At 63.0% G+C, this 19596-nt stretch carries 23 protein-coding genes, 1 tRNA gene, 1 pseudogene and 1 riboswitch; of the genes and pseudogenes, 11 read left to right on the top strand and 14 right to left on the bottom strand.

Going from position 1 to position 19596, the window contains the following annotated elements:
- Window positions 1-64: 64 nt before the first annotated feature.
- Window positions 65-1057: an Hsp33 family molecular chaperone gene (locus J7U39_RS17410; protein ID WP_210629323.1), complete on the top strand. Its 993-nt coding sequence runs from the start codon at window positions 65-67 to the stop codon at window positions 1055-1057.
- A 184-nt stretch (window positions 1058-1241) separates the two neighbouring features.
- Here the strand turns inward: J7U39_RS17410 and apaG are convergent, their stop codons facing one another.
- Both apaG and J7U39_RS17400 read right to left on the bottom strand, forming a co-directional pair.
- Entirely contained in the window at window positions 1242-1634 is a 393-nt protein-coding gene (apaG, locus tag J7U39_RS17405; RefSeq protein WP_009988717.1) for a Co2+/Mg2+ efflux protein ApaG, read from the bottom strand.
- A 223-nt stretch (window positions 1635-1857) separates the two neighbouring features.
- Entirely contained in the window at window positions 1858-3042 is a 1185-nt protein-coding gene (locus tag J7U39_RS17400) for an O-succinylhomoserine sulfhydrylase (protein WP_210629322.1), read from the bottom strand.
- Between the two features lie 44 nt (window positions 3043-3086).
- Window positions 3087-3165: riboswitch (SAM riboswitch) on the bottom strand.
- Between the two features lie 77 nt (window positions 3166-3242).
- On the opposite strand from J7U39_RS17400, the gene J7U39_RS17395 reads away from it, so the two are divergent.
- Window positions 3243-4334 carry a 2'-deoxycytidine 5'-triphosphate deaminase gene (locus J7U39_RS17395; RefSeq protein WP_020920313.1) on the top strand — a complete coding sequence of 364 codons (1092 nt, stop codon included), beginning with the start codon at window positions 3243-3245 and terminating at the stop codon, window positions 4332-4334.
- Window positions 4335-4395: 61 nt separating this feature from the next.
- Window positions 4396-4469, top strand: a tRNA-Gly gene (locus J7U39_RS17390).
- Window positions 4470-4493: 24 nt separating this feature from the next.
- Here the strand turns inward: J7U39_RS17390 and J7U39_RS17385 are convergent.
- Complete coding sequence (locus J7U39_RS17385) at window positions 4494-4772, bottom strand: hypothetical protein (protein WP_210629321.1); 279 nt, start codon at window positions 4770-4772, stop codon at window positions 4494-4496.
- 69 nt (window positions 4773-4841) lie between these two features.
- Between J7U39_RS17385 and J7U39_RS17380 the strand changes: the two are divergent.
- Window positions 4842-4913 (top strand): annotated as a pseudogene (locus tag J7U39_RS17380) (VOC family protein); the annotation flags it as partial.
- 206 nt (window positions 4914-5119) lie between these two features.
- On the opposite strand, the gene J7U39_RS17375 reads toward J7U39_RS17380, so the two are convergent.
- A complete protein-coding gene (locus J7U39_RS17375; protein ID WP_210629320.1) occupies window positions 5120-7138 on the bottom strand; it encodes a methyl-accepting chemotaxis protein in 2019 nt (672 codons plus the stop codon).
- A gap of 335 nt (window positions 7139-7473) precedes the next feature.
- Between J7U39_RS17375 and J7U39_RS17370 the strand changes: the two genes are divergently transcribed.
- Window positions 7474-8349 carry a transporter substrate-binding domain-containing protein gene (locus tag J7U39_RS17370; RefSeq protein WP_210629319.1) on the top strand — a complete coding sequence of 292 codons (876 nt, stop codon included), beginning with the start codon at window positions 7474-7476 and terminating at the stop codon, window positions 8347-8349.
- A 9-nt stretch (window positions 8350-8358) separates the two neighbouring features.
- Here J7U39_RS17370 and J7U39_RS17365 read toward each other — a convergent pair whose 3' ends face one another.
- The 5 genes from J7U39_RS17365 to J7U39_RS17345 form a co-directional block, all read right to left on the bottom strand.
- The gene (locus J7U39_RS17365) at window positions 8359-8772 is read right to left on the bottom strand and encodes a tellurite resistance TerB family protein (RefSeq protein WP_210629318.1); all 414 of its coding nucleotides are present in this window, start codon (window positions 8770-8772) and stop codon (window positions 8359-8361) included.
- A gap of 88 nt (window positions 8773-8860) precedes the next feature.
- The gene (locus J7U39_RS17360) at window positions 8861-9565 is read right to left on the bottom strand and encodes a thermonuclease family protein (protein WP_210629317.1); all 705 of its coding nucleotides are present in this window, start codon (window positions 9563-9565) and stop codon (window positions 8861-8863) included.
- A gap of 11 nt (window positions 9566-9576) precedes the next feature.
- Window positions 9577-10248, bottom strand: a complete 672-nt coding sequence (locus tag J7U39_RS17355) for a helix-turn-helix transcriptional regulator (RefSeq protein WP_210629316.1) — start codon at window positions 10246-10248, stop codon at window positions 9577-9579.
- Between the two features lie 327 nt (window positions 10249-10575).
- Entirely contained in the window at window positions 10576-11223 is a 648-nt protein-coding gene (locus tag J7U39_RS17350) for a response regulator transcription factor (protein WP_210629315.1), read from the bottom strand.
- A gap of 89 nt (window positions 11224-11312) precedes the next feature.
- Window positions 11313-11711, bottom strand: coding sequence for a hypothetical protein (locus J7U39_RS17345; RefSeq protein ID WP_210629314.1), 399 nt, complete (start codon window positions 11709-11711; stop codon window positions 11313-11315).
- Window positions 11712-11831: 120 nt separating this feature from the next.
- Between J7U39_RS17345 and J7U39_RS17340 the strand changes: the two genes are divergently transcribed.
- Window positions 11832-12185: a DUF952 domain-containing protein gene (locus J7U39_RS17340; protein ID WP_210629313.1), complete on the top strand. Its 354-nt coding sequence runs from the start codon at window positions 11832-11834 to the stop codon at window positions 12183-12185.
- Window positions 12182-13270 carry a quinone-dependent dihydroorotate dehydrogenase gene (locus J7U39_RS17335; RefSeq protein WP_210629312.1) on the top strand — a complete coding sequence of 363 codons (1089 nt, stop codon included), beginning with the start codon at window positions 12182-12184 and terminating at the stop codon, window positions 13268-13270. The genes J7U39_RS17340 and J7U39_RS17335 overlap by 4 nt, the downstream gene beginning before the upstream one ends.
- On the opposite strand, the gene J7U39_RS17330 is transcribed toward J7U39_RS17335, so the two are convergent.
- Genes J7U39_RS17330 through J7U39_RS17320 form a run of 3 tightly spaced genes read right to left on the bottom strand, consistent with a single transcriptional unit; the run spans window position 13246 to window position 15382 of the window.
- Window positions 13246-14589, bottom strand: coding sequence for an MATE family efflux transporter (locus J7U39_RS17330; protein ID WP_210629311.1), 1344 nt, complete (start codon window positions 14587-14589; stop codon window positions 13246-13248). The two genes, J7U39_RS17335 and J7U39_RS17330, sit on opposite strands and share 25 nt — an antisense overlap.
- Before the next feature lie 8 nt (window positions 14590-14597).
- Entirely contained in the window at window positions 14598-15113 is a 516-nt protein-coding gene (locus J7U39_RS17325; RefSeq protein WP_210629310.1) for a CAP domain-containing protein, read from the bottom strand.
- A gap of 2 nt (window positions 15114-15115) precedes the next feature.
- Window positions 15116-15382, bottom strand: coding sequence for a DUF6460 domain-containing protein (locus tag J7U39_RS17320; RefSeq protein ID WP_064800579.1), 267 nt, complete (start codon window positions 15380-15382; stop codon window positions 15116-15118).
- A gap of 143 nt (window positions 15383-15525) precedes the next feature.
- On the opposite strand from J7U39_RS17320, the gene J7U39_RS17315 reads away from it, so the two are divergent.
- From J7U39_RS17315 to J7U39_RS17305, 3 genes are all read left to right on the top strand, one after another.
- Window positions 15526-16458 (top strand): methyltransferase, encoded by a 933-nt coding sequence (locus J7U39_RS17315; RefSeq protein WP_210629309.1) that lies wholly within the window; start codon window positions 15526-15528, stop codon window positions 16456-16458.
- Window positions 16459-16668: 210 nt separating this feature from the next.
- Window positions 16669-17304: a YitT family protein gene (locus J7U39_RS17310; protein WP_210629308.1), complete on the top strand. Its 636-nt coding sequence runs from the start codon at window positions 16669-16671 to the stop codon at window positions 17302-17304.
- Window positions 17305-17609: 305 nt separating this feature from the next.
- Window positions 17610-17777: a hypothetical protein gene (locus tag J7U39_RS17305; protein WP_210631717.1), complete on the top strand. Its 168-nt coding sequence runs from the start codon at window positions 17610-17612 to the stop codon at window positions 17775-17777.
- A gap of 51 nt (window positions 17778-17828) precedes the next feature.
- On the opposite strand, the gene J7U39_RS17300 is transcribed toward J7U39_RS17305, so the two are convergent.
- A complete protein-coding gene (locus tag J7U39_RS17300) occupies window positions 17829-18290 on the bottom strand; it encodes a carboxymuconolactone decarboxylase family protein (protein ID WP_210629307.1) in 462 nt (153 codons plus the stop codon).
- A 21-nt stretch (window positions 18291-18311) separates the two neighbouring features.
- On the bottom strand, window positions 18312-18812 hold the full coding sequence (locus J7U39_RS17295; protein WP_210629306.1) for an Rrf2 family transcriptional regulator: 501 nt from the start codon (window positions 18810-18812) through the stop codon (window positions 18312-18314).
- A gap of 126 nt (window positions 18813-18938) precedes the next feature.
- Between J7U39_RS17295 and J7U39_RS17290 the strand changes: the two genes are divergently transcribed.
- Window positions 18939-19571, top strand: coding sequence for a YitT family protein (locus J7U39_RS17290; RefSeq protein ID WP_210629305.1), 633 nt, complete (start codon window positions 18939-18941; stop codon window positions 19569-19571).
- The last annotated feature ends 25 nt before the right edge of the window (window positions 19572-19596 follow it).

Below are 19596 nucleotides of genomic sequence, written 5' to 3'. Positions count from 1 at the left end.
TTGCGGCCCGACTGCGCGAGCGCCGGACACTTTGGCCGCCGCTCCCGAAACTAGGAGTAAAGCCATGGCAGAAGCTGCAGCCGCCCTCGGCCAGTTCGATTTCGCCGGCGATGATCATGTCGTCCCCTTTCAGGTGGAGGGTCTGGATGTGCGCGGCCGCGCCGTCCAGCTCGGCCCCATGCTCGATGCCATCCTCGAGCGCCATCATTATCCCGCGCCTGTTGCCCGGCTGCTTGCCGAAGTCGTCGTGCTGACGGTGCTGCTCGGCACCTCGCTGAAGTTCGACGGCAAGTTCACCGTGCAGACCAAGGGCGACGGCCCGGTCGATCTGCTCGTCGCCGATTTCTCGACGCCGGAGAACGTGCGCGCCTACGCCCGTTTCGATCGGGCGCTGCTCGACCAGGCGATTGCCTCAGGCGAGACCGAGCCGGAGCAACTGCTCGGCAAGGGCGTGCTCGCCTTCACCATCGATCAGGGCAAGTTCGCCCAGCCCTATCAGGGTATTGTCGCGCTCGACGGCACCTCGCTCGAGGAGATCGCCGGCGTCTATTTCCGCCAGTCGGAGCAGATCCCGACGCGGGTGCGCCTGGCTGCGGCCGAACTCTTCGACCGTGACGATGCCGGCAAGCCGCGCCACCGCTGGCGGGCAGGCGGCCTCGTCGCCCAGTTCCTGCCGGAGGCGCCGGAGCGCATGCGCCAGCCCGATCTCCACGGCGGCGACGGCGATAACGGCGACCGTCCGCATGGCGAGGATGACGCCTGGACCGAAGCCCGCTCGCTGGTCGAGACCATCGATGCCGACGAGTTGACCGATCCGCAGGTCGGCACCGAACGCCTCTTGTTCCGCCTGTTCCACGAGCGCGGCGTGCGCGTCTTCGAGCCCCGCGCCGTCTTCGACCGCTGCAGCTGTTCGCGGGAAAAGATCGGCAACGTGCTGAAGGGTTTCACCGCCGAGGAGATCGAGGCCAGCCAGGAAAACGGCGAGATATCCGTCACCTGCGAATTCTGCTCGACCACCTACCGCTTCCAAGCAGCCGAGCTTCAGCTGGCGGAATAGGCTCAGTTAGCATTGAGAGCTGCCCCTCTCCCCGCTCGCGGGGAGAGGGGACGTGCCCTGCGAGAGGTCGGTGGGGATAGATCGATCGCGGCATGGTCCCTTCGCCCCGTTTACGGGGAGAAGGTGCCGGCAGGCGAATGAGGGGCGGGGTCTCGGCAATCTCTTGAGCGGGAGGAACTTGCCCTCAATTCAGCACGCGCAGCAGCCCCGGCGAGTCAAGCGAGAAGGCGGGGATGTCGACGTCGAACAGCTCGCCTTCATCCGTTTCCATTTGATAGTGGCCGAACATCAGGCCTGAGGGCGTGTCGAGCGGGCAGCCGGAGGAATATTCGTAGGTGTCGCCGGGGCTGAGCCGCGGCTGCTCGCCGACGACGCCGGGGCCGGTCACTTCGTCCACCTGTCCGTTCTGATCGGTGATGTTCCAGTAGCGGTTGATGAGGCGAACGGCGACGCCGGAATTGTTGCTGATGACAATCCGGTAACCCCAGACATAGCGGTCGTCCTCCGGATCGGATTGCTCCTCCAGATAGAACGGTTCGACCACGACTTCGATATCTCTTGTGAGGGCGCGATACATGCCTTGCACCATAGTCAAGATATGTTACCCGTATCTTATAAGAGGCCCGGTCCGTCAAGAAACGGAACGTTGATCAGCGGTCAAATAGTGATGATCATATGGTTTTCGATCATTAAGCCTAATCGTCAGCCTTAATTTTACTTCGCAACGCCGGCGCGGCTGACCTTGTTCCCGCGGATCGGCGGCCGGCTCCACATTGAAATCCGGCCGCTATTCCAGTCGATCAAGCCGATACCTTGGAAAGCGCCTGCGCGAAATCCTCGATCAGGTCGTCCGTGTCCTCGATGCCGGCTGAAAGCCGCACCGTACCCGGAGAAATGCCGAGTTCGGCGCGCGCCTCTTCCGTCAGGTTCTTGTGCGTGGTCGTTGCCGGATGGGTGATCAGGCTTTTGCTGTCGCCGAGATTGTTGGAGATCTTGATGATCTCAAGCGCATTCTGCAATGCGAAGGCCGCCTCCTTGCCGCCCTTCAGCTCGAAGCAGACGAGCGTCGAGCCGCCGGTCATCTGCTTGGCGATGATGTCGGCCTGCGGATGATCCTTGCGGCCGGGATAGATCACCTTGGCGACCTTGCCTTGCTCGGCCAGGAAATCGGAGATCTTCGCCGCATTCTCGGTCTGCTGGCGCACGCGCAGCGGCAGCGTCTCGATCCCCTTCAGGAGCGTCCAGGCATTGAACGGCGACATGGCCGGGCCGGTATGGCGGAAATAGTCGTGCAGGTTCTCGTCGATCCATGCCTTGTCGGCGAGCACCACGCCGCCGAGACAGCGGCCCTGGCCGTCAATATGCTTGGTGGCGGAATAGACGACGATATGGGCGCCGAGCTCCAAGGGCTTCTGGAAGAGCGGGGTCGCAAAGACGTTGTCGACGATCAGCTTGGCGCCGACCTGGTTGGCGAGCCTGGCGACGCCTGCAATATCGACCACTTCGAGCGTCGGATTGGTCGGGCTTTCCAGGAAGAACACCTTGGTGTTCGGGCGGATCGCCTTTTCCCAGTTGGCGAGATCTCGGCCGTCGACCAGCGTGCACTCGACGCCGTATTTCGGCGCCAGCGTTTCTACGACCCAGCGGCAGGAGCCGAACAGGGCGCGGGCGGCGACGATATGGTCGCCTGCCTTGACCTGGCAGAGGACGGCGGCAGTGACGGCCGCCATGCCGGAGGCGGTGGCGCGGGCATCTTCGGCGCCTTCCAATGCGCACATGCGCTTTTCGAACATGTCGTTCGTCGGGCTGCCGTAGCGGGCGTAGATGAAGCCGTCCGTTTCGCCCTTGAAGCGGGCTTCGGCCGCTTCCGACGTGTCATAGACGAAACCCTGGGTGAGATAGATTGCTTCCGACGTTTCACCATATTGCGAACGCAGCGTGCCGCCATGGACGAGTTGGGTTGCCGGGCGCCAGGTCTTGCTCATGCCATCACCTTCACATAACAAAAAAACCGGCCGCAAAAGCAGACCGGTTTCATAACCCGGTCTTTTTAGCCACTTGTTTAACGTGGCTGCAAGCCGACCGGCCAAATCACCACGGGATAATTCTGCAATACTGCTGTTGGCGGCTTGCGTCAATTCCCCGAGTTTGGTTTTGTCGGCGGCAAAATGATGGATGGGGCACGATGGCTCGCGAAACTGGAATTCTGGCGGATCGCGCGATTGCGGCGCTGTTCGAAACGGGGCGACTGAACTCCGAGCGGGAGCTCGACCGCGATCAGATCCAGCCGGCAAGTCTCGACCTGCGCTTGGGAAGCAAGGCGTTTCGTGTGCGTGCCTCCTTCATGCCCGGTCCCTCGCATCTGGTCTCGGACAAGCTCGATCGGCTGAGCCTGCACGTGATCGACCTGTCCCAAGGCGCGGTGCTCGAAACCGGCTGCGTCTATATCGTGCCGCTGATGGAAAGCCTGGCGCTGCCGGCCGACATGTCGGCCTCGGCCAATCCGAAGAGCTCGACCGGCAGGCTCGATATATTCACCCGCGTCATCACCGACTACGCCCAGGAATTCGACAAGATCCCGGCAGGTTATTCCGGCCCGCTCTATCTCGAAATCAGCCCGCGCACCTTCCCGATCGTCGTGCGCCGCGGCTCGCGTCTGTCGCAGATCCGCTTCCGCGTCGGCCAGTCCGTGCTCGGCGAGCCGGAACTTTTGAAGCTGCATGAAAGCGAGACGCTGGTTGCCAGCAAGCAGCCGAACGTGTCGGGCGGCGGCATCGCGCTGTCGATCGATCTCACCGGCGACAAGGACGGCCTGATCGGCTATCGCGGCAAACACCACACCGCCGTCGTCGATGTCGACGAGAAGGATCAGCACGACATCTTCGATTTCTGGGAGCCGCTCTATAGCCGCGGCCGCAACGAGCTGATCCTTGATCCCGACGAATTCTATATCCTTGTCTCGCGTGAGGCCGTGCATGTGCCGCCGGATTATGCCGCCGAAATGACTCCCTTCGATCCGCTGGTCGGCGAATTCCGTGTCCACTATGCCGGCTTCTTCGATCCGGGCTTCGGCCATGCGCCGGCAGGCGGGCGCGGCAGCCGCGCCGTACTCGAAGTGCGCAGCCACGAAGTGCCCTTCATCCTCGAAGACGGCCAGATCGTTGGCCGCCTGGTCTACGAGCACATGCAGGAAAAACCGGCCAGCCTCTACGGCTCCGGCCTCGGCTCCAACTACCAGGCCCAGGGCCTCAAGCTTTCCAAACATTTCCGCATCTGACGCCGGCCTGACGGGCGGCGACTTGACAGCGGCCCCCATCTGTTGGAAATCTCAGCGCATCGCGGGTGTAGCTCAATGGTAGAGCAGCAGCTTCCCAAGCTGAATACGAGGGTTCGATTCCCTTCACCCGCTCCACTTCCCTCAGTGGCGCTGTGAAACTTAGTCCCGGAAAAACCGGATCGGCTTGTATCGCCGGTGCGCGATGATCAGGCTTCGGTCAGGCTGGATGATGTAGGTCTCCTCCACCTGCTGGCCATACTGGTCGATGAAATCATGCGGGAAGCTCGATCCGGGCGGGGATTTGGTGAGCTTGGTGCGCGGCTGGCCGGTATAGGTGATGCTGCCCGGGATGGGCTCCAGCCCCGGGCCGGTGTATGTCGTGGTGTTGCACCCCCCAAGAGCGAGAGTGCCGATGAGGCCGATGATCGCGGATTTCATGTCTATCCCCTCCAAAGCTCCGAACGTTCCAATCTTACTCTGGATTGGCTCCAACTCATTGCGCAAACGCGCGGCGGCTGGTCGTTTTATTGCACGGCGCCTGGAAACATTCTTGTCGAGGCCGGCTGGCGGCCGGACTAGACGGCCCCGCAAAAAGTAAGGATGGCCGCTGCTTGCCTCTACCCGCCTGCCGGTCATCTCCGCGTTCTGAGCGGAGAAGGGGAGGTGCCGCACCCTCTCCGTCCCTCATCGCAGGACACGTTCCCCGCGAGCGGGAGAGGGATCGGATGAGTGGCAGGCGTCAGTTCCACAGGCGTCAGTCTTGCTAGAGGTCGCGGAGCTTCTGCTTAGAATTCCGTCCAATCGCCATCCTGGCTCTTCGGCGTGCTGCCTGCGCCGAAGGCGTTGGCGAGTGTCTGGCCGAGCGCGCGCGCCGGTGAGGCGGCCGGCCGGGCGGTGCCTTCGCCAGCGATGCGGATCGATGTCTTGGCTGCCGTGCGTACCGTGGCTCGCGGTGCAGCGGAGTGCGGTGCTGCAGTCGGTGGTCGGGACGATGTCATCGGTGCTGCTGCGGCAAAGGCGCCGGTGCCGGTCAGACGGAACTGGCCGAGCAGCATGTTGAGCGCCGATGCTTCGCTGGCGAGGCTGTGGCTGGCGGCCGTCGATTGCTCGACCATTGCCGCATTCTGCTGCGTGCCCTGATCCATGGTATTGACGGCGGTATTGATCTCCTGCAGCCCGATCGACTGCTCGCGCGAGGCTTCGGCGATCGCGTGGACGTGCTGGTTGATTTCCTGCACTTCGGTGACGATCACGTCGAGCGCCTTGCCGGTCTCGCCGACCAGCGTGACGCCGGTCTGCACATGCATGCCGGAATTGGTGATCAGCGACTTGATCTCCTTGGCGGCATTGGCCGAGCGCTGGGCGAGCTCGCGCACTTCCTGAGCGACGACGGCAAAACCCTTGCCCGCCTCACCGGCGCGTGCCGCCTCGACGCCTGCATTCAGCGCCAAGAGGTTGGTCTGGAAGGCGATGTCGTCGATGACGCCGATGATGTTGGAAATTTCGCCAGAGGACTTTTCGATCTCATGCATGGCGGAGACGGCCTTGCGGACGATCTCGCCGGATCTTTCGGCGCCGAGGCGCGTGCGGGTGACGAGCTGGCTCGCCTCCTCGGCGCGCTTGGCGGCGTCGCGCACCGTCGTGGTGATCTCTTCCAGCGCCGCGGCGGTTTCTTCGACCGAGGCCGATTGCTGTTCCGTTCGCCGGGAAAGCTCGTCGGCGGAGGAACGAATCTCGTTGGCGCCGGCGCCGATCGCCCGGGCATTGGCCCCGACCGCCTGCATGGTCTCGTTGAGCTTCTCGATCGAGTGGTTGAAATCCTGGCGCAGCGCATCGAGATGGGCGACGAAGGGCTCGCCGATATCAGAGGCGAGATCGCCGGCGGCAAGGCGGCGCAGGCCATCGCCAAGAGCTGCGACGGCGCGTTCGAGTTCGGCTGCCTCGCGGGCTTTCTGGGCCTCGCGTTCGCGGCGCTCGCCGTCGCTGACGCTGCGGTCTGCCTCGGCGCGCGCCTGGATTTGACGACGCTCGATCGCGTTGTCGCGGAAGATCGAAACCGCCTTTGCCATGTGGCCGACTTCGTCGCGGCGATCGAGACCGCTGATATCGCTGTTGGTGTCGCCCTCGGCAAGCCGCGTCATGCGCAGGCTGAGATTCGTCATCGGGCCGGCAATGCCTTTTTGCGCCACGGCGACGGCGAAGCCGATCGCGGTGAGAACAGCGATGCCGATCAGGACGAAACAGAAGGTGATCCGGCCGTTGACGGACGCCGAAAGCGCGCCGCCGCCGTCGTTGAGCAATGCCATCATCGCATCGTTGTTGGCGATCATCTTCGGCGTCAGCGCATCGAGCTTGGCATTGATCAGCGCGACATTCGCGAGCGCACCGGCGCTGTCCCCGGCCCTGCTCTGTTCGATGATCTTGTTCGCCAGAGCTTCGATTTCATCGATGCCGGCCTCGATCTCGTCGATCGCTGCCTTGCGGCTCGGGACCAGTGCGAGGGCCTGTTTCATCCGGTCGCGGGCCTGTGGCAGCTTGCTCGGTGTGGCAAGCGCCGTCTGGAAAGCCGGCGTATCGGGTTTCATGTCAGCCAGCAGGGTGACCTGCAGCACCGAGGCCACCACCGATGCGCTGGCGCGCGCGCTCAGCATCGATGCCTGCGCCTCATGATCGATAAAGGCACTATAGGCGGCGTCGGCCTGGCGGAATTCGGAGATGACATAGACAAGCCCCGCCATCGTGATAAGCCCGAGCAGCGCCACGACCGATATGATTTTGGTGCGGATTTTCAAATGCTTCAACATGGAAATGTCACCCGATCTGGCCGGGCGCGCCGCGCGTCCGGTGTTTGAAAATTGAATTTGTAAAGAGCGCTGCCTGAGTGTCGCGGCGCCGGAAAGGAAACTGACGCATGCATCATGCAATCGGCTGGCGGGGTCCGTATCGTCGCGACAAATAGAGGCGATATTCTTTAATTCCGCGCTAACGCGCAGGCGCAGGCGCACTCCTAATTTTGAGGGCAGGAGGTGCGCGCTATCGCTCAAGAGAGCCTCATCCGCTCCCCTCACTCCCATGGATATTCCCCGCCGGCCATGACTCTGTTACATCTCGGCGACCCCAACCCCGAAACTGGATCACCATGATTGAATTCCAGCAGGCATCCCCGACTCTCAGGGCTTTTCTGGCGATCGGCCTGTTTCTGGCAGCGCTGTTTTCGAGCTTTGAGGCATTCGCCCAGCAAGCTGCGCCCTCGCTGCCGTTGCTCTTCGATGCCCGCGAGCGTCTCGCCAGGCCGGATCTCTCCTCGCTGGTCCGCCTGCGCTTTCTGACGTCGGTCGATTTCCCGCCGTTTAATTTCACCGATCAGAACGGCAAGCTTTCCGGTTTCAACGTCGATCTCGCCCGCGAAATCTGCAGCGAGCTGGAGATTTCCGACAAGTGCCAGATCCAGGCAATGCCTTTTGCCGATCTCAAGGATGCGCTCGCCGCCTCGCAGGGCGATGCCGTCATCGCCGGCCTTGCGGTCACCCCGGAGCTGCGCCGGCAATTTCTCTTCTCCCGGCCATATCTGATGCTGCCGGCGCGCTTCGTGCGCAATCTTGGCGCCCCGCTCGATGGAAAGACCGCCGCCGCGCTCTCGAACCATCCGGTCGGCGTCGTCAAAGACACGGTGCACGAGGCGATGCTGGCAGCCTTTTTCCCGGCGCTGAAAGCGCAGGCTTTCGACACGAAGGACGCCCTGCTTGCGGCGCTGAAGGAGCGAAAGGTCGATGCCGCCTTCGCCGATGCGCTGCAGCTTTCCTTCTGGGTCTCTTCGGCGGCCTCCGACAAATGCTGCGCGCTGTTCGACGGCCCCTACCTCTCCGAACAATTCCTCGGCGAGGGCATGACGATCATGCTGCGGCAGAAGGACAGTGTGCTGACTTCGGCCATCGACCATGCGCTTGCGACGCTGTCGCGCAACGGCCGTCTTCAGGAAATCTATCTACGCTATTTTCCTTACGGGCTCTATTGAAACTTGGGCTCAGCCCTTGCGGAAGCGGGCGATCGCGCTGCGCTCGATCGCCGCGCAGGTGAGCTTGTCGAGGCCGAGCCGGTCCCGCAGCAGGCTGAGCAGCCGCAGTTCCTCCGCCTTGACCGAGAGATCGGCGGAGGCCACTTCGACGGCAAGCGCATAGGCCGTGTCGTAGAGTTTTGCCGGCAGGGTGTCTCGTACGGTTTCGAGAACGACATCGAGGCCCTCGGGCCCGGCCAGCAGCGCGGCGCAGTCGCGTGCTATCGGAATGAGCTTGTCGTCATCGAAATCCTTGAAAACCGGCAGGAAGCCGATCAACTGGCCGATCCTTTCCATCTCCCTGTCGTTCATGGTGCTGTCGACGGCCGACGCCATCACCATCACGTAGATCAGCGCATCATGGGCGGAAAGCGGCTTGTTCATCTCTGATTCCTTGTTGATCAGCCCAGATTAGGAACTGGCGGCGGGCATTACAAGAGATCGGCAGCATCTCGCCCCGGCGGTCGGCTTGTCACTTGCGGCGCGGATCGCCGCCGTAAATACCTTTCTGCGCCTGCTTCGCCTTCTCGGCGACGGCTGCAAGCGACGAACCCGCCTCTGCCTCCGCCCAGCCGGTTTCGGCAAGCCATGCACCGAGATCCTGCGTGCCGAGCCGGCAGGCGGCGATCGCTGTTCCCTTCCATTCGGCCGTGTCGAGATCGCAGGTGATGCTGCGGTTGCGCAACAGCTGGCGCAGCGCCGTCTTTGCCAGCATGCCGCAGGGCCATTGCCGGCCTGCCGGCCCGCATATCCTGTCGGCCGGCGTGGGGACGATGCCGGCAAGCTGGAGCCGTCGCTCCCCGAAGGAAAGACTGCCCGCGTTCTCGACCAGCGGCCGCGGCAGCTCCAGCGCCTTTTTGCCGGCGGGACCTGCCGTTTCGCCGCCGACTGGCGCCGCTTGCTGCGCGATGGTGGCTGGTTTGGGCGCCGCGCCATCAGCCGCAGGCGGCGGAGCCGCCGGCTCCGCCGAGCGGGCGATCATTTCGGCGCGTTCGTCGGATATCGTCGCAGGTCCGGCGGTCTCGGGGGCAACATCGGGCGCTGCGACCGCCGTTTCCTCTGCGGCTGCGGTTTCTTCCCCTGCCGTGCCGCCGCGAAGCCTCGCTTCGCCTGCCATCAGCAGGCCGACCACCACCGCCATCCCCGTGATACCTGTAACGACGGCGGCAGGGCGCATGGAATATCTTCCTACTGACTGGCCCAGATGATGCGGGCGATCCAATCGACATCGGCGAGATCGATCGTGCGGTTGGGATGTTCGGGATTGAGCGACATCAGCTCGATCGACCGCGGGCTTCGGCGCAGCAGCACCTTGGCCATCACCTCGCCCGCGCATGTGCGCACGACGACGCGGTCATTGCGGCGCACCTGCGCCCCGGGCTCGACGATCAGCACATCGCCGTCGCGATAAAGCGGCATCATGCTTTCACCCTGCACCTCAAGCGCATAGACGCCGGATCGCTGCGACGGGTTCGTCGGAAACTCCACCACGTCCCAGCCATGACCGGCCGGAAAGCCGCTATCGTCGAAGAAGCCGCCGGCGCCGGCCTGGGCGAAGCCGAGCAGAGGAATGGCGCTGCCCGGCGGGGGGGCGGCACGCTCGCCGATCCGCTCTCCGGCGGAACTGGCGGCCGGTTGCATGAAGGCGAAAAACTGCTCCATGCTCGCCCCTGTCGCGTCGAGCACCTTGGCGATCGATTCCGTCGACGGCCAGCGCAGCCGCCCATCGGCCGAAAGCCGTTTCGACTTGTTGAACGAGGTGGGGTCGAGCCCGGCGCGGCGCGCAAGACCGGATGGCGTCAGCTCGTGCCGTTCGGCAAGCCTGTCGATCGCCTCCCAGATCTGCTTGTGTGACAGCATATGCGCCCGATTCCGTGCGGCCTGTTAGAGGCCGCGCTTTAGAGCAATTCCAGGAAAAGTGCGAAGCGTTTTCCGTCCGGAATTGCGTAAATCCAAAAAGCTAGAGCGGCTCTGCCTTTCCGTGAAAAGCTGAACCGCTCCAGCGCGCGCCGGGCGTCCGTTCGGACGCACAAAGGACGCTCTGACCCTTCAAATCTACGCTTCGGCCCGAAAATCGATTCCGATTTTCGGGCCGAAGCGTAGCCGGACGGAATAGTAACCGACCGTCCGGCGCCCGTAAAGGTAAAGGAGGAATAAAATCCTGCTGTCGACGGTTTCGGTCGACCCTCAGGCTACCATCGCCATATTGATCTTGCCGAGCTGGATGACCGCCTGTGTGCGGCTGTCGACATCGAGTTTCAGCAGGATTGCCGATACATGCGCCTTGATCGTCGCTTCGGAGACGCCGAGTTCATAGGCGATCTGCTTGTTCAACAGGCCTTCGGCCAGCATGGTCAGCACCCGGCTCTGCTGCGGCGTCAGCGTGTGCAGGCGGCGGATCAGGTCGGCGACGTCAGGATCCTGCTCCTGGCCGTCGAGATAGCTTTCCGGTGTGGCGATATCGCCGGCAAGCACCGTCTGGATGCCGCGGCGAATGTCTTCGATGCCCGAGGATTTGGAAATGAAGCCGGAAGCGCCGAGTTCCAGCGCCCGGCGGATCGTCGTGGCGTCGTCGCTCGCCGAAACGATGATGATCGGCAGGCTGGCGAATTCGGCGCGCAGCGCCATTAGGCCGGAAAAGCCGCTGACGCCGGGCATGGCGAGATCGAGCAGCATCAGGTCGGCGTCTGGATGGGTGCCGGCGGCGGTGCGTGCGGCTGCGAAATCGCCGGCTTCGACGATCGACTGGCGTCCCTCCATGCCGATCACCGCCTGGCGCAGCGCATCGCGAAACAGCGGATGATCGTCCGCAATGATGATGGTCTGTTCCTGCATCGAAAACTCCCTCCCAAGAGTCCGATCATGCCGCATGCGCGCCGTCCCCTCGGCGTTGCATGCAGGCATTCTGAAATGACTATATCAGATCATGTCTTCTGCGGAAGGGGATTGGCTTTTTCGTCAGCCTGGAACTCCTTCACCATCCCCATGAAACTCTTCATCATCCGCTCCATGATGCTGATCGAGCGGTCGATTTCCGCATCGCTCGGCAAAGCCCGCTGGATGAGGCCGCTTTGTTCCAGCTTGGCCACCCGTTCTGAAAGCCGGTCGAGCTCATCCTCATAGGCCGCCCGCTCATCGGCCGCCATACGGCAGACCAGGGCGCCGTCCTTGTCCTGGCAGATCGACATGGCGCCAGTCTGGCGGTCGAGCCGGACGAAATGGTCGCCGCTCTTCTCCAACTGGAACCGGCCCGCATCTGCCTCGGCCGCCGCGGCCGCGAGCGGCAGCAGAACAGCGCCAAGTGCGAGAACCAAAATCTTCATCGTCTCATCCTCCGGATTTTGCCTGGGCTGGCCCCGCTTTTTGAGTGCCGGGGCGTGGACATCGCCGCCTCTTTCCGGCAAAGCGCTCATGACCCAAGGATCAGCAATCGCGAGGCCATGATGACCGTGCCACCGACCCTTTACAAGATCGTGACGGAAACGCTTTGGCAGCAAGCCAGACAAAGCGGTGTTTTTCATGGCGCCGGCGTCGATCTCAAGGACGGCTTCATCCATTTCTCTACGGCGGACCAGGTGAAACAGACCGCGTCCCTGCATTTTGCCGGCCAGCCCGGCCTGGTGCTGGTCGCCGTCGATGGCCGCGCTTTCAGTGACAAGCTCCTCTTCGAACCCTCCCGCGGCGGCGATCTCTTCCCGCATCTCTACGCCGATCTGCCGCTGGCGGCCGTGCTCTGGGAGGCGCCGCTGCCGCTCGATGAGAACGGCGTTCATATCTTCCCGGAGCTGCAGCCATGATCGATCCCTTCAAGCGCCTCGCCCGCAAGGGTCTCTTCCTGTTCGACCCGGAAACGGCGCACGGCATGTCGATCGCCGCGCTGAAGTCCGGTCTCGTGCCCGCCTGCCGGATCGCTCCCGATCCGCGCCTGCGCCAGACCGTCGCCGGCCTCATCTTCGAAAACCCGCTCGGCATGGCGGCCGGTTACGACAAGAATGCCGAGGTGCCCGAAGCGCTCTTGAAGCTTGGCTTCGGCTTTACCGAGATCGGCACGGTGACGCCGAAGCCGCAGGGCGGCAATCCGCGTCCGCGCATTTTCCGCCTTGTCGAGGATGAAGCCGTCATCAACCGCCTCGGCTTCAACAATGAAGGCCATGATGCCGCTTTCGAACGCCTCTCGGCACTGACGGGTGGCGGCATGATCGGCGTCAATATCGGCGCCAACAAGGACAGCGATGATCGCATCGCCGATTATGTCGCCGGCATCCGCCGCTTCTATTCCGTCGCGCGTTATTTCACCGCCAATATCTCCTCGCCGAATACGCCCGGGCTGCGCGACCTGCAGGCACGCGAAAGCCTGGCGGCGCTGCTGTCGGCCGTGCTGGCGGCGCGCGACGAAATGGCGCAGAAATCCGGCCGGAAGATCCCGGTCTTCCTGAAGATCGCCCCTGACCTGACCGAGGAAGGCATGGACGATATCGCGGCGGAAGCGCTCGCGCATCCGCTGGACGGACTGATCGTCTCCAACACCACGCTGTCTCGCGACGGTCTCAAGGATCAGCGCCAGGCGAAGGAGGCGGGCGGTCTTTCCGGCGCGCCGCTGTTCGAAAAATCGACGGCGGTGCTTGCCCGAATGCGCAAGCGCGTCGGCCCTGATCTGCCGATCATCGGCGTCGGCGGCGTCTCCTCGGCCGAAACCGCGCTGGAGAAAATCAGGGCGGGCGCCGATCTTGTCCAGCTCTATTCCTGCATGGTCTATGAGGGCCCTGGTCTTCCCGGCGATATCGTCCGCGGTCTTTCGGCGCTGCTCGACCGCGAAAAGGTGGGCTCGATCCGCACATTGCGTGACAGCAGGCTGGATTACTGGGCGGCGCGGAAGGTCTGATCGGCCCGCGGCCTGACCAGCATGGCGAGGAAGAAGCCACGAAACAGCAGGAAGGCGTTCATACCAAGCCACAGGCCGTGATTGCCGAAGAGCGGCACGAAGACGGCGAGCATGACGAGGTAGCCGGCAAAGGACATCAGCATCCGGTTGCGCATGTCGACCGACCAAGTCGCACCGATGAAGACGCCGTCCATCAGGAAGGCGAGCGCCCCCGTCAGTCCGGTAATGGCAGCCCAGGGCAGATAGGTTTCGGCCGCCTGCCGCACCTCCGGCGAGGTGGTCAGTACCGAGATCAGCCAGGGGCCGGCGAGAAAGAAGAAGCCGGAAACGAGGGCCGCCAATCCGAACGACCAGAAGGTGGTGAGCTTCAGCCCGCGCTCGAAGGCCGGCCGATAGCGCGCGCCGACGGCCCGGCCGGTGATCTGCTCGGCGGCGTTGGCAAGCCCGTCGAGATAATAGCCGGACAGCAGGAAGAAATTCATCAGCACGGCATTGGCGGCCAGCGTCACCGCCCCGAAGCCGGTGCCGATCCGCGTCATGATCGTGAAGGCGCCGATCAGCACGAAGGTGCGGATCAAGATGTCGCGGTTGAGGGCGAAAAGCTCCGCCAGCCGATGCCGGGAAAAGATCTCTGCCCAGGCCGGCCGCTCCGCCTTGGCAAAGCCGCGGAGCACGATAAAAAGCCCGGCGAGCGCGCCGGCCGTCTCACCGGCCATGGTTGCCCAGGCGACCCCGGCCACGCCCCAGCCGAGCGACAGGCCGAGATAGATGGAAAGCAGGATATTGATGCCGTTGATCAGTGCCTGCAGCACCAGCCCGACGCTGCCCTGTCCGCGCCCGAGGACGAAGCCGAGGATGGCGTAATTCGCGAGTGCGGCCGGCGCCGCCAGCATGCGGATCGAAAAATAGGTGCCGGTCGTCTCGGCGATCGCTCCTTCCGCGCCCATCAACCGCAATCCCGCCGTCTCGAGCAGCGGCGAAAGAAGGAGCAGCGCCAGCCCGCAGCCGAGGGCTGAAATAAGCGCTCGCCAGAAGACAGCCTGCTGCTCATGCCGGTCGCGCCGGCCATAGGCCTGTGCCGTCAGCCCCGTCGTCGAGGCACGCAGAAAGTTGAAACTGCCGAGGATCAGGTCGAAGAGCATCGCGCCGATCGCCAGCCCCGCCAGCGCTTCCGCGTTACCCATATGGCCAACGACGGCAGTGCTCGTCAGCCCGAGCAGCGGTGTCGTCATGAAGCCGAGTGTCATCGGAACGGCGATCGACAGCACCAGCCGATGCGTCACGTCGAAAGCGAGGGCGTTGTTGCTGCACGTATCCATGACCTGCCTCATATCGAGGCAGAATCGCCTCGGCTGGAAAGCACCATGGCCCAATAGGGGAGGTTCCTGGAAGCCGTATTATGGGCGACGGCGACGCCGAGGCCGTCATAACGACCGAGCATGTTTTCCAGGTGATGCGGCGAATTGATCCAGGCCGTCACCACGGCTTCGACGCTCTGCTGGCCGGACGCGATATTCTCGGCCGCCGGCAGCCGCACGCCGCTCGCCTTGACGCGGGCGCCGAAACTGTCGGTCATGCCCATGAGATGCGCCATCTTGCCGGCGCTCGCCATGCGCTTGGCCTGAAAAAGGGCGGCCGTCTGCGCCGCCGGATCGACCTCAAGCGGTGGCAGGCCGTTCTTGGCTCTCAGCTGGTTGACCAGCGGCAATACGCTCGCCGTCTCATCCTCGCCGTTCGAGGGCGTGTCGGCAATTTTCGGCGTCGTGGTGCAGCCGGCGACCGCGGCGAGTGCAAGTCCGGAAAGGCAGAGCAGGCTGCGCCTGGAAAGATCGATCGATGTCATGTTTACCGGCGATAGCTGAAAAGGCGAAGGATGACGAAGAGCGGGATGACGATCGTTGCCCCGAGGAGGAGATAGTCGCCGACGCGTCCGAGCGCTGCAAAGCCCCGGTGCCAGAGTTCCAGGATGAAGTCGCGGAATCCATAGATGATGTTCCACGGCGTCAGCCCGAACACAGTCATGACGAATCCGACGATCAGCGACACGACGACGAGTTTAATCAATGTGCGGCCGAGCGAATCGCCGAGGAACCTGTTCACCTGATCGGACATGCGCCATCTCCTGTTTGCCCCATGGAATAAGGTCGCGGCGCAACGCCCGCAAGCCCTTTCCGGAATTGGCCGCTTCGCCTCTGAATTAGGACTTGAGTTTTTTTGTGGCCGCCGCCAAATGCCAGCGAAACGATAGGTCCGTCATGCAGTCCCACCAGCTTTCCTCAGGCGATGTCATCGCCGACCGCCGCGCCGATTATGCCAGGATGCTCGAAGAAGGCGGCGAGGCGGAGGCAGCGGCCGAACTGATGGAACAGGCGCTCGAACTCGCGCCTGCCTGGGCCGCCGGCTGGTATCGGCTCGCCACCTATCTGGAAAAGGCGGGCAGGGGGGCAGCCGCGATCGAGCCCTATCGCCGGACGCTCGCCCTCGATCCCGAGGATATATTCGGCGCCACCCTCAAGCTTGCCCTTCTCGGCGACGCTGTGATCCCTGACCGGCCGCCGAGCCGCTATGTCGAGCGCCTGTTCGACGATTATGCCGACCGATTCGACACCGCCCTGGTCGACAAACTCGATTACAGCGTCCCGCAGAAGCTGGCGGCCCTCGTTTCTTCCACCGACAGGCGTTACGAATGCGCCGTCGATCTCGGTTGCGGCACCGGTCTGCTCGGCCAGGAGATCCGCGCTCTCGCCGGCCGCCTCGAAGGCTTCGACCTGTCGCAGAACATGCTGGCCAAGGCTTCCGACAAACGGGTCTATGATCACCTCGCCCAGGCCGATCTGTCGCTTGCGCCCGATCGCTCCTGCCTGTTCGACGATGCCGGGCGCCGGCGGGCCGACCTCGTGACCGCAGCCGACGTGCTGATGTATCTCGGCAACCTCGAGAGCGTCTTTGCGATCGTCGGCGAACTCGCCGCCGCCGGTGCGGACTTCGCCTTTTCCGTCGAGGATGCGGGCGACCGCGACGGCTTCCATCTTGCCCCGTCGCTGCGTTATGCCCATTCGGAAGCCTATGTGAGGCAGCTGCTTGCCCGCCACGGCTTCGAAATCCTCAAGATCGTCAGGACGGTCGTTCGCAAAGATGGCGGAAAACCGGTTTCCGGCATTCTGTTCCTTACGCGCAGGGCAGTGTGAGCGAACATTTCTTGCTATTTTTTGATAGGTCAGCATTGCTTACCTATTTCGCTTGATGGCAATGGCAGAAGGCTGATATTGCAATGATATCCGCCAGAAGCGCGGCGATACAGGCAGGGCCTACCGGCTCATTTCACATTGGAAAAGACTCACCGCCTTCAGGAGTTCCTCCGAGGCGTTCGCGAACTCGTCTGCCATGGAGACTGGGATATGACACAGCGCATCAATGCCCTTGGCGTCTGGAACACCAGCGCGACGCGCCATACACCGATCGAAGACGTGCAGGGTATCTTCTCCGGCAGCCTGGTTGCCGCCCTCGGCCTTTATGTGCTCGCCAGCGCCGGCCTTCTCACCGGCAGCACCGCCGGTGTCGCCTTCCTCCTGCACTATGCCTTCGGCGTCAATTTTGGCCTCGCCTTCTTCCTGCTCAACCTGCCGTTCTTCTATCTCTCCTGGAAGCGCCTCGGCCTGGTCTTCACCCTCAAGACCTTTATCGCCATCGGTCTGACCTCGGTGCTGGCTGAGGTGCAGTCGCGCTTCCTCTCGATTTCGAGCATCCACCCTGCCTGGGCTGCCCTTCTCGGCGGCCTGCTGCTCGGCTTCGGCCTGCTGGCGCTTTATCGCCACCGCGCCAGCCTCGGCGGCGTCGGCATTCTCGGCATCTACCTGCAGGAACGCTTCGGCATCCGCGCCGGTCTCGTCCAGCTCGCCATCGACATGTGCGTGCTCGCCGCCGCCTTCTTCGTCACCACGCCGCCCGTCGTCTTCTATTCGGTCCTCGGCGCCATCGTCCTCAACCTCTTCGTCGCCATCAACCACCGCGCTGATCGTTATATTGCGCTGTAAGGGTGGCTGCCTCATCCTAAGAGAAGTCCCCTCCCCAACCCCTCCCCACAAGGGGAGGGGCTTATATGCCGCTCTCGTTGCTTTCTATTTCACTCTTGCAGCCGCAGAAGCCTGACGTTTGTCTCAGTTGGTGCAACGCCTTAGCCCCTCCCCCTTGTGGTAGGGGTTGGGGAGGGGTCTCTTTCCTGGCGCCCACGGCCAAAGTCAAACCTTACAAATCGGTAACCCACTCTAAACAAATCGTAACTTGCCTCAGATCAGCCCCGGCGCGACACTCCTGTCGCGCCGGATTGATGAGGTGAACCATGTCAGATCTGGAAAAACTCGTAAGACGCCGCATGCAGGAAGAATACGCCAAGGGCGCTTCCGCAGAGGAAATTACCAAGGTTGTCCGCGACATATTCAACAGCATAGACCTCTCCGGCAACGGCGCTGACGCCGTTGTCGCGCGGGCCGCTGCCGATCACCAATGATGAGATAATCGACCGACCCGAGATATTCGGGTCGGTTCCCGTGAATATCGCTTACGCGGCTTTCGTCACCTGGTCGATGGGATGCTGCGAGCGGAAGCCGACGGCAAGGCGGTTCCAGATATTGATCGCACCGATCGCCACCGTGATCTCGGTCATCTCCTTTTCGGAGAAATGCGCCTTCAATGCCCCGTAATCTGCGTCCGGCGCGCCTGTCTTGGCGACATTGGTCACCGCGTCGACCCAGCCGAGCAGCGCCCTTTCGCGCGCGTCATAGATCGGCGATTCCCGCCAGACGCACATCAGGTTGATCCATTGTTCGCTGAGCCCATCATGGCGGGCTTCCTTCACATGCATGTCGACGCAGTAGGCGCAGCCGTTGATCTGCGAGGCGCGTAGCTTGATCAGGTGGATGAAGCGGCGCTCCAGCCCGGAAGACTGGACATGTTGTTCGAGTGCGACCACTGCTTTGTAAGCATCGGGAGCGGCTTTGGCGAAGTTGAAACGCGGTTGCATGTCTTTCTCCTATGTTATGGCTCAACGAGCCGTCTTGCGTTCATGGATTTCAAGGAAGGCGCAGCCCCGGGCTGCGATCGATCCGTCGTCGAGGGCGGCAAGTTCGATGCCGAGATCGGCAATGCTGGTCTTGGCGAGTTCGGCCCGGTAGACCCGCTCGGCCCGGAGCATCGCGGCGCTTATGTTGCAGGGCTTGGCGAAGAAGCGCTCGGAAACCGGGTTCGGTCCGCGCTGGCGGATTTCGGCACAGCGGAAGGCTGGCGCCGGCCCTTCGACCGCAAGCAATATGTCGAGCAGCGAAATGTCCGCTGGCGCCTTCGCCAGCCGATAGCCGCCCTTCGGCCCCGGCACGGTATCGAGGATGCCCGCGCCCGACAGTGCTTGCAGGTGTTTGAGCAGGTAGCTCGTCGAAACACCGTGGAATTCCGCCAGGGCAGCCGCCGAAAGCACACCGCCTTCGGAGAGGCCGGAGAGCATGGCGACGCTGTGAATGGCCTGCTCGACTCCATCGCTCATTTTCATCGATGCCATCTCCACTAATCATGGATAAAATATATCTATGATTATGTGCGCTGTCAACGGCGTCGCTGGGCACTTGTCTTTATCCCTGCGCCGGATAGAAAACGGCAAAGCCGATAGGGGAACATCATGGCCTCCAATGCCTTCACGGGCCTTCTGAATTCCAGCGCCGATCGCCATTCGCTGTTCGACGACGCGCAGGGTATCGTCGCCGGCAGCATGCTCGCCGTGCTCGGCGTCTCGCTGCTTTCCGGCGCCGGTCTGCTGGCCGGCGGCACCGCGGGGCTTGCCTTCCTGGCCCATTACGCCACCGGGATCAGTTTCGGTCTCTGCTTCTTTGCCGTAAACCTGCCCTTCTATTATCTCGCTTTCCGCCGTCTGGGCCCGGCCTTCACCATCAAGACCTTCATCGCAATCGGACTGACCTCGGTCCTGTCCGAGTTCGCGCCTGGATTCATCGGCGTGACGCATGTCCATCCGGTTGCCGGAGCGCTGTTCGGCGGCCTCGTCATTGCCGCCGGCATGCTGGCGCTCTTCCGCCACCGCGCCAGCCTCGGCGGCATCGGCATTCTCGCCCTCTATATCCAGGATCGCTTCGGCTGGCGCGCTGGCCTCGTCCAGCTCGGCTTCGACGGCATCGTGCTGGCGCTCTCCTTCTTCGTCGCCAGCCCCTTCATCATCGCCTGCTCGGTGCTGGGCGCCGTCGTGCTCAACCTGACGCTCGCCATCAATCACCGCAAGGACCGCTATATCGCGATGTAGGCGGCGGCCCTGCTCTTCTTTTTCG

This window comes from Rhizobium sp. NLR16a (genome assembly GCF_017948245.1).
Classification (GTDB): Bacteria; Pseudomonadota; Alphaproteobacteria; order Rhizobiales; family Rhizobiaceae; genus Rhizobium.
This window is presented reverse-complemented; position numbering and strand designations above follow the sequence as displayed.